Consider the following 12,542-nt stretch of genomic DNA (forward strand, 5'->3'; position numbering starts at 1 on the left):
GTACGACATGAGCGAGCTCGGATACATCACCCACTTCGTCGACGGCAAGCCGTGGGAGCACGGCGCCACCCGGCAGGGCGAGGTCTTCGACCCGGCCACCGGGCGGGTCGCCGCCCTGGTCGACTTCGCGTCGGCCTCCGACGTGGACGCGGTCGTGCGCGCCGCCGACCGGGCCGCGCGGGCCTGGCGGGACGCGTCGCTGGCCAAGCGGACGGCGGTCATGTTCGCCGTCCGGCAGCTGATCCACGAGCGGCGGGCAGAGCTGGCCGCCGCGATCACCGCCGAGCACGGCAAGGTGCTCTCCGACGCGGCCGGGGAGGTGCAGCGCGGGCTGGAGGTGGTCGAGTTCGCCTGCGGCATCCCCAGTTCGCAGCGGGGCTTCTTCAGCGAGAACGTGTCGACCGAGGTGGACTCGTACTCGATCCGGCAGCCGCTGGGCGTGGTGGCGGTGATCTCGCCGTTCAACTTCCCGGCGATGGTGCCGCTGTGGTTCGTGCCGATCGCGATCGCCTGCGGCAACGCGGTGGTGCTCAAGCCCAGTGAGAAGGACCCGAGCGCGGCGGTGCTGCTGGCGCAGTGGTTCGCCGAGGCGGGCCTGCCCGACGGCGTGTTCAACGTGGTGCACGGCGACAAGGAGGCCGTCGACGGCCTGCTGACGCACCCGCTGGTCAGGGCGGTGTCATTCGTCGGCTCCACCCCGATCGCCCGGTACGTCTACGAGACCGGCACCGCGCACGGCAAGCGGGTGCAGGCGCTCGGCGGGGCGAAGAACCACATGGTGGTGCTGCCCGACGCGGATCTCGACCTGGCCGCCGACGCGGCCGTCAGCGCGGGCTTCGGCTCGGCCGGCGAGCGCTGCATGGCCATTTCGGTGGTGGTGGCGGTGGACCCGGTCGGCGACGTGCTGGTCGACAAGATCGCCGAGCGGGTGGCGGGGATCCGCACCGGCGACGGCCGCCGCGACTGCGACATGGGCCCGCTGGTCACGAAGGCGCACCGGGACAAGGTGTCGTCGTACGTGGACGCGGGGGAGCGGGCCGGGGCCAAGCTCGTGGTCGACGGGCGGGCCGTGGACGCCGACGGCGAGGCCGACGGCTTCTGGCTCGGGCCGACGCTGTTCGACCACGTCACGCCGCAGATGTCGGTCTACACCGACGAGATCTTCGGGCCGGTGCTCAGCGTGGCCCGGGTCGGGTCGTACGACGAGGCGCTGGCGCTGGTCAACGGCAACCCGTACGGCAACGGCACGGCGATCTTCACCAACGACGGCGGCGCCGCCCGGCGCTTCCAGCACGAGGTCGAGGTCGGCATGATCGGCGTCAACGTGCCCATCCCGGTGCCGATGGCGTACTACTCCTTCGGCGGCTGGAAGGCGTCGTTGTTCGGCGACACCCACGCCCACGGCGCCGAGGGCGTGCACTTCTTCACCCGGGGCAAGGTCGTCACCAGCCGCTGGCTCGACCCGCGCCACGGCGGCGTCAACCTGGGCTTCCCGACCCAGCACTGACGCCGCGATAGTACGTTCGGAGGACCCGGTGAAAATTCTCACCGGGTCCTTTCGCGTTAGCACACCCGCGCCATCGGGGATGCCCGTAGGGCGGGGTCGGCCGCGAATCGTCCCCGCGGCCGAGGGACGGGGTGCGCGGCACTCCTACCGTCGAAGACAGCCGCGGCGGAACGCTCCGCCGCCACGTACCGAGGAGTTGATCGCATGGCCAGCCAGTCGCACCGACTGACCCGCCCGCGCCACGGCCGTTGGATCGCCGGCGTCTGCGCCGGTCTCGGGGTGCGCTTCGGCCTGCCCGCCTGGCTCGTCCGCTTCCTGTTCGTACTGTCGTGCCTGCTCCCCGGCCCGCAGTTCATCGTCTACATCATCCTGTGGATCATGATTCCGGAGGACAGCTACTGATCAGGGTGTGCCCAGGGCTCTGACCGCGCCGATGGTGTCGGCCTCAGCGGCCGGCTTGTCCTCGCGGTAGCCCAGCACCCGCGCGAAGCGCAGCGCCACGCCACCTGGGTAGCGGGTGCTGCGCTGCACCCCGTCGAACGCGATCTCGACCACCAGCTCCGGCCGCACCGCCACCATGAAGTCGTCCCGGCTCACCGCCAGGCCGAGCAGGCGCTCCGTCTGCCAGGCCAGCATGGCGTCCGTCAGGCCCTTGAACGTCTTGCCCAGCATCACGAACCCGCCGTCGGGGTCACGAGCGCCCAGGTGCAGGTTGGACAGCCAGCCGCGCCGCCGCCCGTGGCCCCACTCGGCCCCCAGGATCACCAGGTCCAGCGTGTGCCGGGGCTTCACCTTCACCCAGCCCGCCCCGCGCCGCCCCACCTCGTACGGCGCCCCGGCGGCCTTCACCACCACGCCCTCGTGCCCGGCGGCCAGCGCGGCCGCGAACGCCTCCTGCGCCACCTCCGGCCCGTCGACCAGCACCCGGTCCACCCGCATCGGGTCGGGCAGCAGCGCGTCCAGCGCCGCCCAGCGCACGGTCCCCGGCTCGTCGATCAGGTCCGTCCCGTCCAGGTGCAGCAGGTCGAAGAAGTACGGCGTGAGCAGCCCCGAGGCCCGCTGCGCGGCCCGCCCCGACGTCTCCTGGAACGGCCGCGGCCGTCCGGCGCCGTCCACCGCGATCACCTCGCCGTCGAGCACCGCCGAGCGCACCGGCAGCGCCCGCACCGCCGCCACGATCTCGGGCATCCGCCCGGTCAGGTCGTCCAGGCTGCGGCTGAACAGCACCACGTCGTCACCGTCGCGGTGCGCCTGCACCCGTACGCCGTCGAGCTTGGCGTCGACCGCCGCGGGCACTCCCGTCGCGGCCAGGGCCTGGGCCGGGTCGGGCGCGGACTGGGCCAGCATCGGCGCCAGCCCCCGGCCGACGGCGAGCCTCAGCTCACCCAGCGCCGCCTCGCCGCCGGTCAGCGCGGTCACCGCCACCGCCTTCAGCTCCCCGGTGAGCAGCAGCGCGCGCCGTACCGAGGCGACCGGCACGTCGGCCGCCCGGGCGACCGCGTCGGCCAGCAGCCCGGCCTGCGCGCCCTGGCGCAGCTCGCCGCCGATCAGGCCGGTCAGCAGCCGCTGCTCGTCGGCGGTGGCGGCACCGTACAGGGCGGCGACCGCGTCCCGGCGCCGCGCCTGCGACCCCTGCCCGGCGATCTCGCCCATCGCCGCCAGCGCCCGGTCGACCTCCCGCACGCTCAGCGTGGCGGTCGAGGCGGGCGGCGGCAGGTCGCGCAGTGCCGCGTACCCCACCCCGATCTGCCGCTGCCGCAGCTCCCCGCTCAGGTACGCCGCCCCCGCCGCGAGCTCGACCGGGTCCCCGCCCGCCGCCAGCGTCCGCAGCGCCCCCGCCAGCAGCTCGATCTTGGCCTTGCGCCCCGGCACGGCGGCGACGGCGGCGGACGTGGCAGCCAACTCAGCGAAGCGCATGCCCCCATCTTTCCAGCGCGTCAGAAGATTTCGATCGATACCGGGGCGCGGTGCCAGCGGAAGGCGGGGTCGGCGGCGGCCAGGGCGCCGGAGGTCAGTTCTTCCACGCGGCCGGCGGCGGCCAGGGAGCCGAGGCTGTTGCCGCCGAGGTACACCGTGCCCAGGGTGGCGACGTCCAGGCGCAGGTCGGGGGCGTCGTCGGTGCGTACGCAGGCGGCGCCGTCGAGCGAGCCGGCCAGGCGGAACCGGCCGCCGGTGCCGGGCAGGACGGTGTCCTCCACCTCGAGCACGACGTCGACGGGCGCGGCGTAGCGGCGGGCGGACAGGGCGGCCGGGATGTCCAGCAGGCGGGCCCACAGGCCGTCGCCGTACCGGCCGCCGAGGCGCCGGGTGTCGCTGGCGATGTGCAGCAGCGGCTCGTCCACGGCGGCCAGCCAGTAGCTCACCTGCCGGGTCAGGTCGACGTTGAGCAGGTGGTCCCACATCGCCGCGTACGCCGCGGGGGAGTCGGTGACGACCTCCATGACGTTCACTTCGCCCTTGGGGCCGAGGTTGTCCCACTCGCTGCGGGTGCGGTGGAGGGCGTACCCGAGCACGGCGTCCCCGTCCCGGCACACCAGCGCCAGCAGCGGTCCGGCGCCGGACCGGTGGCCCGGGTCGTCGTGCAGCCGCCAGGTCCACCAGCGGTCGTCCCGGGAGGCGTAGCCGGGGCGGGTGGGGCGGACGCGCTCGTACACCGTGCCGAGCTCCGCGCGCAGCTCGGCGGGGGTGCCGACGCGCAGCGACAGCGTGTGCTTGCCCGCGCCGACCACCTGCACCTCGCGGCGGTCGATGGTGAAGCCGATGCGATGGCTGGCCTGGCCGTAGCCGAAGCGGCGGTAGATGCCCGCCTCGCTGGCCCACAGCACCGCCAGCGGGTCGCCGTGGTCGCGGATCTCCTCCAACTGGCGGGTGAGCATCGTCGAGGCGACGCCGCGGCGGCGGTGGGTGCCGGCGACGACGACCGCGGTGACGAAGCCGGCGGGGACGGCGCCGCCGGGGACGCTCAGCTCGCGACTGTAGGTGCCGGCGTGCGCGACGACGTCCGGACCGTCGAGCGCCACGACGGCGCGTGCGGGCTCGAACAGCGCCTCGTCGACCGGGGTGCCCTGGTCGTCCTCGTTGAGGAACGTGCGCCGGACGGTACGGAGGATCGCGGCCCAGTCCTGCGGCTCGGCAGTGCGGTAAGTCACCATGGTTGCTTCATATCGGCCGCTCCGCCGGTCGGCAACACGTTTACCCGAACGCGTCAGCCGCGCCCGGACCACCACGCCGCGACGTCGGCGGCCAGCGAGCTCTCGTGCGGATCGGGCCGGGTCGCCGCCTCCAGCCAGCGCCCGACGAGGTCGGAGACCCGCTGCATGTCCTCCGGCCGCACCTGCTGGTGCTCGGCGAAGTACGCCAGCAGCCCCTGCGCCTCGGGCCGTCCCGCGTCGCAGCCGGGGCACAGCTGCACGACGCGGCTGCGCCGGGACTGGGGGACCGGGATGCTGGCCGTGAGGTAGAGCCGCTCGGTGCAGCTGCCGCAGCGGGCGTCTCCGGCGGCGCGGACCTCGACCGCGTTCATCGCAGCGTTCTCCCTCGTCGTCGGCGGCGGCTGGGGCGCGCCCGGCCGGCCCGGCGGCGCACTCGACGAGGTTATACGGACCAATCGGGCCGAGGCGCGGCGGCGCCTCCCTCACGTCGATTGTCCTTTTCGAGAGTTAAATGCCGCCACGTTCCTGAAATGCCTCCGCCGGTGTGGCGTACGCGGCCATTTTGCCTGCTCAGTGGCGGTGAGCCAGGCCACCGTGGCACCTTCGGCAATGTTCCGGTGCGGTAACGAACTTAAAAAATTCGCCCGCAGACTTGACAACCAGGGGTCATCAGTAAGAACTTTTACCACTAACAGTTAACTACCTTTCGGCTAACTGTTCAGACTCTGAGCTGTAGGAGCGAGTCAATGGGTGACCGCATGGAACCGGCCGCGGCCGAAGCCGCGACGCTGGAGCATGCGCCGTCCTGGCTCAGTCTGGACCGCCCCGACAGCGTCCTGGTGCGGGTGCGCGCGCAGCTGCCCGAGTTCACCGGCGCCCTGCAGCGCGTGGCCGAGCAGGTCCTCACCGATCCAGCCGGCGCCGCCCGCGCCACCATCGTGGAGCTGGCCGAGCGCTCCAGCACCTCGCCCGCCACCATCACCCGCTTCTGCCGCGCCCTGGGCTTCGAGGGCTACGCCGACCTGCGGCTGGCCATCGCCGGGGAGACCGGCCGCGCCGCCCGCTCGGCGGGCTGGGCCGAGGACATCGGCCGGGCCATCGAGCCCGGTGACCCGCTGGAGCGCGTGCTCGGCCAGATCATGGCCGCCGACACCCAGGCCATGCGCGACACCGCCGCCATGCTCGACCTCGGCGAGGTCGAGCGCGCCGCCGACGCCATCGCCGCCGCGAACCGGGTCGACATCTACGGCGCCTCCGGCTCGGCCCTGGTCGGTGCCGAGATGCAGTTCTCGCTGCACCGCATCGGCATCGCCGCGTGGACCTGGCCCGACGTGCACAACGGCCTGGCCAGCGCCGCGCTGCTGCGCTCCGGCGACGTCGCGCTGGGCATCTCGCACACCGGCCAGACCCGCGAGACGGTCGAGATGCTGGCGGAGGCCGGATCGCACGGCGCGACCACCGTCGCGCTGACCGGTTTCCCGCGCTCGCCGCTGGCCGAGCTCGCCGACATCGTGCTGCTGACCGCCAGCCAGGCCACCTCGTTCCGGCCCGACGCGCTGTCGGCCCGGCACCCGCAGCTGGTGGTGCTGGACCTGCTCTACATCGCGGTCGCCCAGCGCACCCACGACCGGTCGCACACGGCGTTCCAGCGCACCGCGCGCGCCGTCGACGCGCACCGGTTCAGCAACGGCCAGGGCCGGGAGGGCGACTCGTGATCGTCTCGACCCTGACCTCGAAGACCGTGCTCGACTCGTTCGAGCACTGGGCCGACACCGCATCGGGCAGTGCCGCCCGGTGCGGTGCCGCACTGCCTCCCAGTGCGGTCGGGTCCGCAACGGCCGGCGGAGGTTCCACCCCCGTCACCGCCTCTCCGCCTCACCACACCTTCGTGTCGCAGACCGCGATCCGATTCTGAGGAGACAATGATGTCCAACCACACCGACAGCCCGTCGGACCTCACCCGGCGTACGCTGCTGCGCCGGACGGCCGCCGTCGGTCTGCTCGCCCTGCCGGCCGCCGGCCTGCTGTCCGCCTGCGTCGGCAGCACCGACGAGCCGGAGGCCCCCAGCCAGTACTCGGGCGAGAAGTCCGCGGACAACCCGCTGGGTATCGCCACCGACAAGCCGGTCGAGATCGTGATCTTCGACGGCGGTCTGGGCACCAAGTACGCCACCGACGTGCACGTGCCGTCGTACACGGCGAAGTGGCCGAACTCGAAGGTCACCTTCTCCTCGACGCAGGAGGTCTCGACCACCCTGCAGCCGCGCTTCGCCAGCAACACCCCGCCGGACATGGTCAACAACGCCGGCTCGAAGCTGATGGACATGGGCGCGCTCGTCGGCGCCAACCAGGTCGCCGACCTGTCCGACCTGTTCGCCGCGCCGTCGCTGGACATCGCGGGCAAGACGGTCAAGGACACCCTGGTCCCCGGCACCGTCGAGGCCGGCACGTACAACGGCAAGCCGTACGTGCTGAACTACGCCTACACCGTGTTCGGTCTGTGGTACTCCGGCAAGCTGTTCGCCGACAACGGCTGGACCGCCCCGACCACCTGGGCCGAGTTCACCGCGCTGGCCGACAAGATGAAGGCCAAGGGCATCACCCCGTTCTCGTACGCGGGTGCCAACGCGGCCTACTACATGTACACGGTCATCCTGACCAGCGCCGCCAAGATCGGTGGCCCGGACGTGCTCAAGGCGATCGACAACCTCGAGCCCGGCGCGTGGACCAACGACGCGGTGAAGCAGGCCGCCAAGGCGTGGGGCGAGTTCTCCGCAAAGTACGGCGACAAGGCCCACCTGGGCCTGAAGCACACCGAGGTCCAGCTGCTGCAGGACCAGTACAAGGTGGGCTTCTACCCGTCGGGTTCGTGGCTGGAGAACGAGCAGGCCAAGGACACCCCGGCCGACTTCAAGTACCAGGTCGCGGCCCTGCCGTCGGTGACCGCCGCGGACAAGCTGCCGGCCACCGGCCTGTACGCCGCCGCGGGCGAGATGTACTTCGCCGCCGCGAACGGCAAGCACCCGCAGGCGGGCAAGGAGTACCTGCGCCACATGCTGTCGAAGGCGGGCGCGAAGGGCTTCACCGAGCTGACCAAGTCGCTGACCGTCGTCCAGGGCGCGGCCGAGGGTCTGACCCTCTCGCCCGGTCTGGCCTCGGCCAACGCGGTGCTCACCGCAGCCGGCGCGAACAACTTCAACTTCCGCTTCGACGCCTGGTACAAGGACCTCGACCTCGAGGCCCGCTCCGCGACCAACGAGCTGATGTTCCAGGGCGGCGACGCGGACAAGTTCGTCACCCGCATCCAGGCCGCGGCTGACAAGATCAAGGCCGACTCTTCGATCCCGAAGTTCTCGCGCTGACCTGAGCCTCCGTTAGACCGGGAGTCATACGATCATGCGGCAAGGTAAGTACCCGTTCGTCATCGGGTTCCTGCTCGCTCCAGTAGTGCTGTACAGCGTCTTCGTGCTGTGGCCGATCTTCGGTGCGGCGCAGGTGTCCACCATGAACTGGAGCGGTCTGTCCCCCAAGCGCGACTTCGTCGGGCTGGACAACTTCAGCAAGCTGCTGGCGGACGACAAGGTATGGCTGGCGGCGAAGCACCACGTCTTCCTGCTGGTCACCCTGCCGGTGATCACCATCGCCCTCGCCCTGTTCTTCGCATTCCTGCTGAACATGGGCGGGGGCACCCGGGGCGGCGTCATGACCGGGGTCTGGGGGTCGAAGTTCTACCGCGTGGTGTTCTTCCTCCCCCAGGTCCTGGCCGTGGTCATCGTCGGCGTCATCTTCGGCCGGGTGTACGCGCCCGACGGCTCGGGCATCCTCAACCGCTTCCTGCACGTCTTCGGCGTGAAGGACGTGTACTGGATGGCCGACTACGGCCTGTGGGCGATCCTCGGCGTGCTGGTCTGGCAGGCGGTCGGCTTCTACGTCGTGCTGTTCGCCGCCGGCATGTCCAGCATCCCGGGTGAGATATACGAGGCGGCGGTGATGGACGGCGCGAGCCGGATCACCATCTTCTTCCGGGTCACCATCCCGATGCTCAAGGAGACGGTCAAGGTCGCCTGGGTGTACCTCGGCATCCTCGCCATGGACGCGTTCGCACTGGTCATGGTGCTCACCATCGACCAGGGCGGTCCGGACGGCGCCACCTCGGTGCTGCCGGTCCAGATCTACCAGGCCGGCATCCTCAAGTCCCAGTACGGCTACGCGTCGGCGCTGGGTGTGGCGCTGGCGGTCTTCACCATCATCTTCGCGGTGCTGTCCCTGCGGGGCGGCAAGCGCGACGCGATCGAGCACTGAGCGGGGCAGGCGTGGCAACCATCACCGAGAAGCAGCGCAGCTTCGGCATCCTCAACAAGCTCTCGCACGTCGCGCTGGTCGTGTGGGCGATCCTGATCATCTACCCCCTGATCTTCACGTTCCTCGCGGCGTTCAAGAGCAACACCGAGATCTTCGTCGGCAACCCGTTCGCGCTGCCGAGCAACTACGACTGGAGTTCGTTCGCGCGCGCCTGGAACGAGGCGCACATCGGCCGGTACTTCACCAACAGCGTCATCGTGGTGCTCTTCTCCACGGCGGGCACCATGCTGCTCGGCGCGATGGCGGCGTACGTGCTGGCCCGGTACGAGTTCATCGGCAACCGGTTCATCTACTTCCTGTTCATCGCCGGCCTGGCGTTCCCGGTGTTCCTCACCCTCACCCCGCTCTACCTCGTCGTGGAGCAGCTGGGCCTGCTGGGTACGCACTTCGGCCTGATCCTGGTCTACATCGCGTACTCGCTGCCGTTCACGATCTTCTTCCTGACCGCGTTCTTCAAGACGCTGCCGAACGCGGTGGCCGAGGCCGCCATGATCGACGGCGCCTCGCACACCCGGCTGTTCTTCCGGGTCATGATGCCCATGGCCAAGCCGGGCCTGGTCAGCATCACGATCTTCAACATCATCGGCCAGTGGAACCAGTACGTGCTGCCGGTGTCGCTGCTGCCCGGCGGCGAGGAGGGCGAGAAGAAGTGGCTGCTCACCCAGGGCATCGCCGCGATCTCGACCTCGGCGGGCTACCAGGCCGACTGGCCGGCCCTGTTCGCGGCGCTCAGCATCGCGATCATTCCGATGATCATCGTGTACACCATCTTCCAGCGGCAGATCCAGAGCGGCCTCACCGCCGGTGCGGTGAAGTAGTCCAGCCGACGGTGAAGTAGTCCAGCCGACGGTGAAGTAGTTCAGACGACGGTGCAGCAGGCGTAGACATGGGTCTGCGCCTGCACGCCGGACAGCTCTCCGCCGAGGCGCGACAGCGCCTCGGCGTTCGGCTGCCAGTCCTCCACCCGCAGGTCCTCGACCCGGAAGCCGTGCCGCTGCAGCAGCTCGCGCAGCGCGTCGCGCGAATACGCCGTCAGCGGCACCTTCGTGCCCAGGAAGTCGCGCTCCAGGTGGTCGCTGTCGCCCTCGACCATCCCCAGCACGAACGCCCCGTCGGCGGCCAGCACGTGCCGTACGTCGTCCAGCGCCCGCTCCACGTCGGCGCGCGGCAGCATCAGCAGCGAGAAGAAGGCGACCACGCCGTCGAAGCGCTGCTGGGTCGGGTGCAGGCCGTCCAGGTCGAACAGGTCCCGCTCCACGAAGATCGCCTCGGGCACGGTGTGCCGCGCCAGCTCCAGCATCACCGGTGAGGTGTCGATGCCGACCACGTGGCAGCCCGCGTCGACCAGCTGGCGGGCGGTCGGCGAGCCGGTGCCGCAGCCCACGTCGAGCACCAGCGGGTAGTGCCGCCCGGCCAGCCGCTCCAGCAGCCACTCCCCGGCCGCGAGCTGGCCCGGCTTGTCGGCGAACGCCTCGCTGTAGGTCGCCCCGATCCGGTCGAACACGGCGCGCGATTCGGTCATACCCCCCATTGTCGGCGGCCGACCAGCCTCACCGCCGGGCCTTTGCCCACGTTGATCACGAGAGTTTGCGCCGGTGTCAGGGGTCGGCCGCAGAATGGGCGGGTGTCGGTGATCGCGGTGGTGGCGGACTCCTCCGGTGGCGGCCTGCTGCGCCCACTGGACGAGACCGGACACCCCGGCGGGCCCGACGAGCACGTCGCCGACCTCGCCGCGGCGGTCGCGGCCCGTGAGACGGCCCGGCCGCGCTGGCTGTGGGCCGCCGCCGACCAGGCCTACCCGCGCCTGCTGGCAGCGGGGGTACGGGTGCACCGCTGCCACGACGTCGAACTCGCCGAATCCCTGCTCCTGGCGTACGACGGCCGCTACGGCGAACCACGCTCCGCCGCCGCCGCGTACGCCCGGCTCACCGGCGCCCCCGTGCCCGCCGACGCGGCCGCCCGCCAGGCCCAGCCGCCCGGGGACCGGCAGGGCACCCTGTTCGGCGACGAGCCCGCGCCGATCGTCGCCGACGACGGCGTGCCGCCGCTGGATCTGCTCGCCGCCGTCTACCGAGACCAGCGCGCGCGCCTGGCCGCCAACGAGCACCCCGCGCGCATGCGCCTGCTCATCGCGGCCGACTCCGCCAGCGCGCTGATCGCCGCCGAGATGGGCCACACCGGGCTGCCCTGGGACGCCGCCGCGCACGACGAAATTCTTACCAGCCTGCTCGGCGAGCCCTCGGCCGTCCGCTCCCGCACCGGCCTCACCCCGCCCCGGCGGCTGGCCGAGCTGTCGGCCCGCATCGCCGAGCTGCTGCACGCGCCCGGCCTGCACCCCGACTCGCCCGCCGAGCTGCGCAAGGCGCTGCGCCGGGCCGGGCACGAGGTGCCCAACACCCGCTCCTGGGTGCTGAAGCAGGTCGACCACCCGGTCATCCCGGTGCTGCTGGAGTACAAGGAGCTCTACCGGATCTGGACGGCGCACGGCTGGAGCTGGCGCGAGCAGTGGGTGCAGCGGGGGCGGTTCCGTCCCGCGTACGTGCCCGCCGGCGTCGTCACCGGCCGCTGGGCCACCCGGGGCGGCGGCGCGCTGCAGATCCCCAAAGCCGTCCGGGGCGCCGTCCGGGCCGCCCCCGGCTGGCGGCTGGTCGTCGCCGACGCGGGCCAGCTCGAACCGCGCATCCTCGCCGCCGTCTCCGCCGACACCCGCCTGGCCCGTGCCGCGGGCACCGGTGACCTCTACGCCGCACTCGCCGCCGACTCGTTCCGGGGCGACCGGGCCGGCGCCAAACTCGCCCTCCTCGGCGCCATGTACGGCCAGACCGGCGGCAGCGCGGCGCCGGCCATCGCGGTGCTGCGCGGCAGCTACCCGCGCGCCTGGGCGTACGTCGAGGCCGCCGCGCGGGCGGGGGAGACCGGCGGGCTGGTGCGGTCCTGGCTCGGGCGGACCTGCCCGCCGTCCTCGCTGGAGTCGTCGTGGGCCGACGAGGGGGCGTCCGGGCGGTCCCGGGGGCGGTTCACCCGCAACTTCGTCATCCAGGCCACGGCGGCGGAGTGGGCCGCGACACTGCTGGCGACACTGCGTACCCGGCTCTGGGACAGCCCGGCCGAGCTGGTCTTCTTCCAGCATGACGAGGTCATCGTGCACTGCCCGGAGGCCGAGGCGGAGCTGGTCGTGGCGGCGCTGGAAGAGGCGGGCACCGCGACCCGCGAAATGCTGTTCCCCGGTACGCCGGTGCGGTTTCCGCTCACGGTCGCGGTGGTCGACTCCTACGCCGAAGCCAAGTAACCCGGCCTGCGGCCCTCCCGCCGCACGCCCTACGCGTCGACCGCCGCCTTAGGTTCGGCTGGGCTGTGGTTGGTCGTCGCCTGGGGGGAGCTCAGCTGGGGTGTTGTTGATCGCCGTCTGGGGGCGGGAGCTCAGCTGGGCTGTGGTTGATCGCCGTCTCGGGGCGGGAGTTCGGGCTGCGGCGGTGTTGATCGTCGGCTGGGGGCGGAATGTTGGCGGGTGGTCCGCGCTT

Annotated in this window: 11 protein-coding genes; 7 read left to right on the top strand and 4 right to left on the bottom strand. The window is 71.8% G+C overall.

The features are described from left to right. Positions 1-7 precede the first annotated feature (7 nt). Positions 8-1,507: a CoA-acylating methylmalonate-semialdehyde dehydrogenase gene (locus QEZ54_RS32855; protein WP_281308654.1), complete on the top strand. Its 1,500-nt coding sequence runs from the start codon at positions 8-10 to the stop codon at positions 1,505-1,507. 204 nt (positions 1,508-1,711) lie between these two features. Next, complete coding sequence (locus QEZ54_RS32860; protein ID WP_281308655.1) at positions 1,712-1,909, top strand: PspC domain-containing protein; 198 nt, start codon at positions 1,712-1,714, stop codon at positions 1,907-1,909. Here QEZ54_RS32860 and QEZ54_RS32865 read toward each other — a convergent pair whose 3' ends face one another. The 3 genes from QEZ54_RS32865 to QEZ54_RS32875 are packed head-to-tail and all read right to left on the bottom strand — an operon-like array spanning position 1,910 to position 5,030. Further along, entirely contained in the window at positions 1,910-3,424 is a 1,515-nt protein-coding gene (locus QEZ54_RS32865; protein ID WP_281308656.1) for an ATP-dependent DNA ligase, read from the bottom strand. Positions 3,425-3,444: 20 nt separating this feature from the next. Beyond that, positions 3,445-4,659 (bottom strand): GNAT family N-acetyltransferase, encoded by a 1,215-nt coding sequence (locus tag QEZ54_RS32870; RefSeq protein WP_281308657.1) that lies wholly within the window; start codon positions 4,657-4,659, stop codon positions 3,445-3,447. A 53-nt stretch (positions 4,660-4,712) separates the two neighbouring features. Beyond that, a complete protein-coding gene (locus tag QEZ54_RS32875; RefSeq protein WP_281308658.1) occupies positions 4,713-5,030 on the bottom strand; it encodes a DUF6300 family protein in 318 nt (105 codons plus the stop codon). A 375-nt stretch (positions 5,031-5,405) separates the two neighbouring features. On the opposite strand from QEZ54_RS32875, the gene QEZ54_RS32880 reads away from it, so the two are divergent. The 4 genes from QEZ54_RS32880 to QEZ54_RS32895 all read left to right on the top strand — a co-directional run bounded on the left by QEZ54_RS32880 (position 5,406) and on the right by QEZ54_RS32895 (position 9,839). Further along, the gene (locus tag QEZ54_RS32880; protein WP_281308659.1) at positions 5,406-6,374 is read left to right on the top strand and encodes a MurR/RpiR family transcriptional regulator; all 969 of its coding nucleotides are present in this window, start codon (positions 5,406-5,408) and stop codon (positions 6,372-6,374) included. A 210-nt stretch (positions 6,375-6,584) separates the two neighbouring features. After that, on the top strand, positions 6,585-8,021 hold the full coding sequence (gene ngcE / locus QEZ54_RS32885; RefSeq protein ID WP_281308660.1) for an N-acetylglucosamine/diacetylchitobiose ABC transporter substrate-binding protein: 1,437 nt from the start codon (positions 6,585-6,587) through the stop codon (positions 8,019-8,021). 34 nt (positions 8,022-8,055) lie between these two features. Further along, positions 8,056-8,961, top strand: coding sequence for a sugar ABC transporter permease (locus QEZ54_RS32890; RefSeq protein ID WP_281308661.1), 906 nt, complete (start codon positions 8,056-8,058; stop codon positions 8,959-8,961). Positions 8,962-8,981: 20 nt separating this feature from the next. After that, complete coding sequence (locus QEZ54_RS32895) at positions 8,982-9,839, top strand: carbohydrate ABC transporter permease (protein WP_281308665.1); 858 nt, start codon at positions 8,982-8,984, stop codon at positions 9,837-9,839. Positions 9,840-9,880: 41 nt separating this feature from the next. On the opposite strand, the gene QEZ54_RS32900 is transcribed toward QEZ54_RS32895, so the two are convergent. Further along, complete coding sequence (locus QEZ54_RS32900) at positions 9,881-10,543, bottom strand: class I SAM-dependent methyltransferase (protein ID WP_281308662.1); 663 nt, start codon at positions 10,541-10,543, stop codon at positions 9,881-9,883. A 51-nt stretch (positions 10,544-10,594) separates the two neighbouring features. Here QEZ54_RS32900 and QEZ54_RS32905 point away from each other — a divergent pair, with 51 nt between their 5' ends. Then, positions 10,595-12,310 (top strand): bifunctional 3'-5' exonuclease/DNA polymerase, encoded by a 1,716-nt coding sequence (locus tag QEZ54_RS32905; protein WP_281308666.1) that lies wholly within the window; start codon positions 10,595-10,597, stop codon positions 12,308-12,310. The last annotated feature ends 232 nt before the right edge of the window (positions 12,311-12,542 follow it).

The sequence above is a fragment of the Catellatospora sp. KI3 genome, from assembly GCF_029948125.1.
Lineage (GTDB): Bacteria > Actinomycetota > Actinomycetes > Mycobacteriales > Micromonosporaceae > Catellatospora.

What these genes read in the sequence shown, in the direction of transcription:
- QEZ54_RS32870 (WP_281308657.1), bottom strand. Translation starts at nt 4,659, where the DNA reads ATGGTGACTTACCGCACTGCCGAGCCGCAGGACTGGGCCGCGATCCTC.
- QEZ54_RS32865 (WP_281308656.1), bottom strand. Translation starts at nt 3,424, where the DNA reads ATGCGCTTCGCTGAGTTGGCTGCCACGTCCGCCGCCGTCGCCGCCGTG.
- QEZ54_RS32860 (WP_281308655.1), top strand. Translation starts at nt 1,712, where the DNA reads ATGGCCAGCCAGTCGCACCGACTGACCCGCCCGCGCCACGGCCGTTGG.
- QEZ54_RS32875 (WP_281308658.1), bottom strand. Translation starts at nt 5,030, where the DNA reads ATGAACGCGGTCGAGGTCCGCGCCGCCGGAGACGCCCGCTGCGGCAGC.
- QEZ54_RS32900 (WP_281308662.1), bottom strand. Translation starts at nt 10,543, where the DNA reads ATGACCGAATCGCGCGCCGTGTTCGACCGGATCGGGGCGACCTACAGC.
- QEZ54_RS32890 (WP_281308661.1), top strand. Translation starts at nt 8,056, where the DNA reads ATGCGGCAAGGTAAGTACCCGTTCGTCATCGGGTTCCTGCTCGCTCCA.
- QEZ54_RS32880 (WP_281308659.1), top strand. Translation starts at nt 5,406, where the DNA reads ATGGGTGACCGCATGGAACCGGCCGCGGCCGAAGCCGCGACGCTGGAG.
- ngcE (WP_281308660.1), top strand. Translation starts at nt 6,585, where the DNA reads ATGTCCAACCACACCGACAGCCCGTCGGACCTCACCCGGCGTACGCTG.
- QEZ54_RS32855 (WP_281308654.1), top strand. Translation starts at nt 8, where the DNA reads ATGAGCGAGCTCGGATACATCACCCACTTCGTCGACGGCAAGCCGTGG.